6 protein-coding genes are annotated in these 6,746 nt (G+C 70.5%); 3 read left to right on the top strand and 3 right to left on the bottom strand.

Annotation, left to right across the window (positions count from 1 at the left end; all coding sequences use genetic code 11):
* Window positions 1-22: 22 nt before the first annotated feature.
* The 3 genes from ACWF82_RS23780 to ACWF82_RS23790 form a co-directional block, all read right to left on the bottom strand.
* Complete coding sequence (locus tag ACWF82_RS23780) at window positions 23-1,351, bottom strand: cytochrome P450 (protein WP_452504434.1); 1,329 nt, start codon at window positions 1,349-1,351, stop codon at window positions 23-25.
* A 116-nt stretch (window positions 1,352-1,467) separates the two neighbouring features.
* On the bottom strand, window positions 1,468-2,181 hold the full coding sequence (locus ACWF82_RS23785) for a TIGR03089 family protein (RefSeq protein WP_452504436.1): 714 nt from the start codon (window positions 2,179-2,181) through the stop codon (window positions 1,468-1,470).
* Between the two features lie 3 nt (window positions 2,182-2,184).
* Window positions 2,185-3,600: an LCP family protein gene (locus ACWF82_RS23790; protein ID WP_452504452.1), complete on the bottom strand. Its 1,416-nt coding sequence runs from the start codon at window positions 3,598-3,600 to the stop codon at window positions 2,185-2,187.
* A gap of 232 nt (window positions 3,601-3,832) precedes the next feature.
* Between ACWF82_RS23790 and rfbD the strand changes: the two genes are divergently transcribed.
* Genes rfbD through ACWF82_RS23805 form a run of 3 tightly spaced genes read left to right on the top strand, consistent with a single transcriptional unit; the run spans window position 3,833 to window position 6,707 of the window.
* Complete coding sequence (gene rfbD, locus ACWF82_RS23795; protein ID WP_452504438.1) at window positions 3,833-4,684, top strand: dTDP-4-dehydrorhamnose reductase; 852 nt, start codon at window positions 3,833-3,835, stop codon at window positions 4,682-4,684.
* 11 nt (window positions 4,685-4,695) lie between these two features.
* Entirely contained in the window at window positions 4,696-5,592 is an 897-nt protein-coding gene (locus tag ACWF82_RS23800) for a glycosyltransferase family 2 protein (RefSeq protein ID WP_378852908.1), read from the top strand.
* Between the two features lie 35 nt (window positions 5,593-5,627).
* Complete coding sequence (locus ACWF82_RS23805; protein WP_379040039.1) at window positions 5,628-6,707, top strand: mannose-1-phosphate guanylyltransferase; 1,080 nt, start codon at window positions 5,628-5,630, stop codon at window positions 6,705-6,707.
* The last annotated feature ends 39 nt before the right edge of the window (window positions 6,708-6,746 follow it).

Genomic DNA, 6,746 nt, shown 5'->3' on the forward strand with positions numbered 1-6,746 from the left:
CGGCGCGGGCCCGCAGCCAGGGTCAGGACACGTGGGCTGCGCCGGCCAGTCCGTCCGGAGACGGGGTGCGGGCGACCGGGCCCAGGTCGACCGGCATGTGTTCGAAACCGTGCAGGGTGAACAGGTTTCGGCGGGTCGGCTCGCCGCGCAGGCGCAGGTCGGGGTAGCGGGTGTAGAGGGCGCGCAGGGCGTGGACGGCTTCCATGCGAGCCAGGCTGGCACCGAGGCAGGCGTGGATGCCGCTGCTGAAGGCCACGTGTTCCCGCAGGTTCGGGCGGTCGATGTCGAAGCGGTGCGGGTCGGGGAAGACCGCGGGGTCGCGGTTGGCGCCCGCCAGCGACAGGATGACGGTGGCGCCCTCACGGACCGTGACACCGTCGATCTCGACATCCTCGAGCGCCTGGCGCGCGGTGGTCTGCACCGGCGGGTCGAAGCGCAGGGTCTCCTCCACCACATCGGACCAGCGGTCGGGATCGGCCTGGGCGATCGCGAGCTGATCCGGGTTGGCCGACAGCGCCGCGATCGCGTTGCCGATCAGATTGACCGTCGTCTCGAAACCCGCGCCCATCAGCAGGCTCGCACCAGCCTGCAATTCGCGCAGATCGAGATCACCCGAGCTCACCAGGGTCGACAGGATGTCCTCGCCGGGTTCCCGGCGCAGCTTCGCGATGTGGGCGGCCAGGTACTCGTCCATCGACTCGATCGCGGCCATCGCGCCACGGTAGGACCGCCACGGGGTTCCGATGTCGAGCAGCGGCGTCACCTGGTCACCCCAGCGCAGGAACAGTTCGCGGTCGGACGCGGGGAAGCCGAGCATCTCGGCGATGATCGCGATCGGCACCCTGGCCGCGAAATCGGTGATCAGGTCGACCGAGCCGTGCGCGGGCATCGCGTCGAGCAGTTCGGCGGTGACCACCTCCACCCGATCACGCAGCCGGGCGATGGCACGCGGGGTGAACGCCGAGGACACGGGCTTGCGCATCCTGGTGTGCTCGGGCGGATCGAGGACCAGCATCGACGGCGGCTCGACCGGATTGGGCGGCACCGTCACCCGCTCGGCGAGCTTGCGCCACGGTTCCGGCAGCTCGCCGCCGAGCGCCTGCCGCACGCCGAACCGGCTGTCACGCAGGGTGGCCCGCACCTGCGGGTGGTCGAAAGCGGCGTAGGCCAGCGGCGACCGGAGCAAACCGCCGGGCTCGCGCAGTTCGTCGATCAGCGGGTAGGGGTCGTGCAAACCGCGCTGTCCGCTGAGCAGGACGGCGAACGGGTCACCCCGCCGGACCTGCCAGCGCAGGAACGCCCGCGGCACTCCGTGCTCGGCTGACCACCGCAACCAGTACTGCGCAATCATCGCCACCCCTGCCGCTCTGCCGAAAAGGTGCCTTCCACGGTACGGACTTTCCGAGCGGCGCGGAACGTGTTCCAGTCGGAGATCGACCTATACCTGGGTAGGAGACCCGGCGGGGGTCAGCGCCGGACCGTCACCCGCTCGGTCGCGGCCCGATGCTCGACCGCGGCCGGATCGGGATTGACGACCTGTACCAGCGAGGCACCGGCGAACAACACCGCGATGTACCCGTCGATCAGCTCCTGCACGGTCTCCCAGGGCGAGCTCGACAGCACCCGATCACCTGCGGAGATATCCTGCAGCGCGGCGGATACCCGCGCCTGCGCGAGCACCTCGCCGACCGAGAGCCCGTCGAGCGCGGCCCGGAATCCGCCGGGCAGGAACTGGTCGCCGTGCACGCGCACCGCGGTCGCGAAGTCGGTGACGCCGACCGGCAGGTCACGCAAGGGCGTGCCCATGGCGTCCAGCGACAGCACCGCCACCTCGCCGACACCGTCGGCGTCGTCGAGCCGGTCGGGGGTGACCAGCGCGAGGTCGGCGTCGGGATCGGGCGTGAGCACCACTTCCGTGCCCGCCCACCAGCAGCCGAGCAGCACCGCGGCGGTCTGCCAGTGCGCGGGCAGCAGCACCGCGACCCTGGCGCCGGGGCTGAGCGCGAACTCGTCACGGATCAGGTTGGCCGTCTTGGCGGCCCAATTGGCCAGCGTCAGGCCGGACAGTTCGATGCGGGCGCCGGTGGCGTCGTCGTACCAGGTGACGCGCGGACCGGCGGGGTCGCGTTCGAGAATCGGGTCGAGGAGGGCGTCGGTGAGGGTCGAGTTCGGCTCAACCATGGGTCAGTTCACGCATTTCGGTCCGTTCTGGCCTGCATCGATCGGCGGGGCTGGCGGTACTGGCGTCGCGGTCGCCGAGGATGTTCCGTCGAGATCGAACATGCCTGCCGCGGCCGAGCCCGGACCAGAATAGTCGCTCGCCAGAACCACGCTCACGGTATCCGCCGACAGCGACGGATCCGCGACCACGGTGAGACCGCCGAGCGCCTCGGCCACCGCGGCGGCCTTCGGGTTCTCGGCGTCGGCGGCGAGCACCCGGCTCGAACTCACGCTGCCACCTGTGTAATTGCCCACCAGGCCTTCGCGGAAACCCTTGCCCGTCAACGCCGCCGACACCTTGGCGGCGAGCCCGGCGGTGCCGCCCGCGTTGAACACGCTCACCGACACCGTCGACGGGTCGACCTCCGGCTTGTCGTCCGGCTCCTTCTTCTCGCCGACGAGCCCGGCGACATAGTCCTGCACCGCCTTCGGCTCGACCCGAACGACCGATTCGCCCGCCGAGGTCATGCTGTTGAGGTCGGCGACCGGGATGGTCTCGAATTCCACCTTGCCGCCGGACAAGTCCTTGAGCTGCTGCAGGAAGGCCAGCACATCCCAGTCCTCGTCGAGCACGACGGTCCGGCCGACCGCCTCGCTGATCTCGCCGAGCTTGCCCGGATTCGCCAGGACCTTCGCATCGAGCAACTGACCGACCAGCTGGGCCATGAACACCTGCTGGCGCACGATCCGGTCGATGTCACCGCGCTGCAGCCCGTGGCGCTGGCGCACGAAACTCAGCGCCTGCCCACCGTCGAGACGCTGCTTCCCGGCCGGGAAGTCGGCGCCCGACATCCATTCGTCGACCGCGTTGTTCAGGCACACCTCGACACCGCCGACGGCATCGGTGAGCAGCACGAAGCCCAGCAGACTCACCTCGGCGTAGTGATCGACGGTGATGCCGGTGAGCGAGGCCACCGACTTGATCAGCGCCTGCCTGCCCGCCTTCGTCGAATCCCGTTCGGCGTCGGCCTCGGAACCGCCCTTGGCCAGCAGCTTCGCGCGTTCGGTCTCCTTGGTTGCGCCGTAGGCGGAGTTGATCTTGCCTTTGCCCTGGCCGGGAATGTCGACGTAGGAGTCGCGCGGGATCGAGATCGCGGTGGCCGAGCGGCCGTCGTTGGGGACACGGACCAGCACGATGGTGTCGGTGTTGGTGCCCACCTCGTCGCCGGCGTGCAGCATCTTGCGTTCGGCGGAGGTCAGCGGGTTGCCGTGGGCGTCGGTGCGGCTGTCGACGCCGACGAGCAGGATGTCGACCGCGCCGTCGCGGCCGCCGCCGAGACCGAGCCCGCCGATGCGGTCGATATTGGCGATCAGATTGTCGACACTGCGCCACGCGAATCCGGTGAGGGCAAGCACCAGGACCGCCGCGATCGCCACCATCACCTGCGCCGGGCCGACCGCACCGGTCTGCGTGGCGACCGTGGGTGGTCGTGTCGACTCTCGCACTCGTGCATCCTCTCGACGAACTCCGCGCCCGGCTCCGAATCTCCCCCGGTCAATCTCGCCATCTCGTACACCTGGGCTCGTCCGCCGCAACCGGCCATCACAGGCTAACCAACAGTTACCACAGTCGAGCCGAACCGCAGGTGCCACGGCGTGCCAGACTGGCCGCGTGTACACCGATTTCCCCGCCCCCGCTCGCCTGATCGTAACCGGAGCGCGCGGGCTGCTGGGGCGAGAGATCCTGCGGCTCGCCCCCGATGCCGCGGGCTACGGCCGGGCCGAGCTCGACATCACCGACCGCGCCGCCGTCGACGCGGTCCTCACCCCGGGCGCGGTGCTGATCAATTGCGCGGCCTACACCGCCGTCGACGCCGCCGAGTCCGACCGCGACGCCGCCTTCGCCGCCAATGCCACCGGTCCCGGCGTCCTCGCCGCCGCCTGCGCCACGGCGGGCGCCCGGCTGATCCACGTGTCCACCGACTATGTCTTCCCCGGTACCGCCGACACCCCTTATGAACCCGGCGACCCCACCGGACCCGCGACGGTCTACGGCCAGTCGAAGCTGGCGGGCGAGCAGGCCGTGCTCGAGTTCGGCGGCCAGGTCGTTCGCACCGCCTGGGTGTATTCCGGTGTCGAGGGGGATTTCGTCGCGACCATGCGCAGGCTGGAAGCCGAACGCGACACCGTCACCGTCGTCGACGACCAGGTCGGCTCCCCCACCAGCGCCGCCGACCTGGCCGCCGCGCTGCTCGAACTGAGCACCCGCCCCGGCGCACCCAGGGTGTTGCACGCCACCAATTCCGGCACCGCCACCTGGTTCGACCTGGCCGTGGCCGTTTTCACCGAACTCGGCGCCGATCCAGCCCGGGTGCTGCCGTGTGATTCGAGAGCCTTCCCCAGACCCGCACCGCGCCCGCCGTATTCGGTGCTGTCCCCCGCGGCGTGGAACGCGGCCGGGCTGACCCCGCTGCGGCCTTGGCGTTCCGCACTAGCCGACGCACTACAGCGCGTGTCCGACTAGGCTGCGCAGTCGTGAACGCAGCCGATTCCGCGGCCCCTGCGGGCCTTGCCGTCGTCACGGTGACTTATTCACCGGGCGAGCACCTCGAGCACTTCATCACCACCCTGGCCGATGCCACCAGCGAGAAGCCGCAGGTGATCCTGGCCGACAACGGCTCGACCGACGGCGTGCCCGAGCTCGTCGCCGAGGCCAACTCGCACGTGCGGCTGCTGCGTACCGGCGGCAACATCGGCTACGGCGGCGCCATCAACCGGGCCGTCGCCGAGATCGACCCGTCGATCGAGTTCGTGATCCTGGCCAACCCGGACATCCGCTGGGGCGTCGACTCCATCGACAAGATGCTCGAGGCCGCCGAGCGCTGGCCGCGCGCGGGCGCGTTCGGGCCGATGGTCCGTGAGCCCGACGGCAGCGTCTACCCGTCCGCGCGCCGCGTCCCCGGCCTCGCCGACGGCGCGGGCCACGCGATCCTGGGCGCGATCTGGCCGAAGAACCCCTGGTCGGTGCGCTACCGCCAGGAGAACGAGGAGATCGCCGAGCGGGTGGTCGGCTGGCTGTCCGGCTCGTGCCTGCTGGTGCGCCGGGCCGCGTTCGACACCATCGACGGCTTCGACTCGCGCTACTTCATGTACATGGAGGACGTCGACTTCGGCGACCGCATGGGCAAGGCCGGCTGGCACAATGTGTTCGTCCCCGACGCCGAGGTCACCCACGCCAAGGGCCACGCCGCTGGCAAGCATCCCGAACTGATGCTGCCCGCCCATCACGCCAGCGCCTACCGCTTCCAGGCCGACCGGCATCCGCACTGGTGGCAGGCGCCGTTGCGGGGCGCGCTGCGCGCCGGACTTGCGGTCCGCTCCCGGATTGCGGTTCGATCGGCCCTGCGCGAGAAAGCGCGAACCGGCGCCTGAGCAGGTACCGGTCCACTGTGAACAGGGGAAACTCGATGGCAGGCAACTCAGGCACCGACGCGGTCATCCTCGTCGGCGGACAGGGCACGCGGCTGCGTCCGCTCACCCTCTCGGCGCCAAAGCCGATGCTGCCGACGGCCGGGCTGCCGTTCCTGACCCACCTGCTGGCCCGTATCGCCGAGGCCGGGATCACCCACGTGGTGCTCGGCACCTCGTTCAAGGCCGAGGTGTTCGAAGAGCACTTCGGTGACGGCTCCGAACTGGGGCTCGAGCTCGAGTACGTCACCGAGACCGAGCCGCTCGGCACCGGCGGCGGTATCCGCAACGTGCTGCCCAGGCTGCGCGCGGACAACGTGATGGTGTTCAACGGCGACGTCCTGGGCGGCACCGACCTGGGCGCGATCCTCGACACCCATGAGTCGACCAACGCCGACGTCACCCTGCATCTGGTCCGGGTCAGCGACCCGCGCGCCTTCGGTTGCGTGCCGACCGACGCCGACGGCCGGGTCACCGCGTTCCTGGAGAAGACCCAGGATCCGCCGACCGACCAGATCAACGCGGGCTGCTACGTGTTCCGCCGCGAGTACATCGAGAAGATCCCGACCGGTCGCCCGGTCTCGGTGGAGCGCGAGGTCTTCCCCGCTTTGCTGGCCGAGGGTGCGCGCGTGCAGGGCCATGTCGACGCCTCCTACTGGCGTGACATGGGTACCCCGGAGGACTTCGTGCGCGGCTCGGCCGACCTGGTCCGCGGCATCGCCCCCTCGCCCGCACTGCCGGGTCAGCGTGGTGAGTCGCTGGTCCATCCCGGTGCCGGGGTGGCGCCGGGCGCGCTGCTCATCGGCGGCACCGTGGTCGGGCGTGGCGCCGAGATCGGTGCCGGCGCGCGACTGGACGGCGCGGTCATCTTCGACGGCGCGGTCGTCGAGGCCGGCGCGACCGTGGAACGCTCCATCGTCGGTTTCGGCGCCCGGATCGGTCCGCGCGCGCTGGTGCGCGACGGCGTGATCGGTGACGGCGCCAATATCGGCGCGCGCTGTGAACTGCTGCGCGGTGCCCGGGTGTGGCCGGGCGTGGAGATCCCCGACGGCGGTATCCGCTTCTCCACCGACGTCTGATCTGCTCGACGCGGGGCCGCTACCGGACATCCGGTAGCC

Source organism: Nocardia sp. NPDC055053, assembly GCF_053608285.1.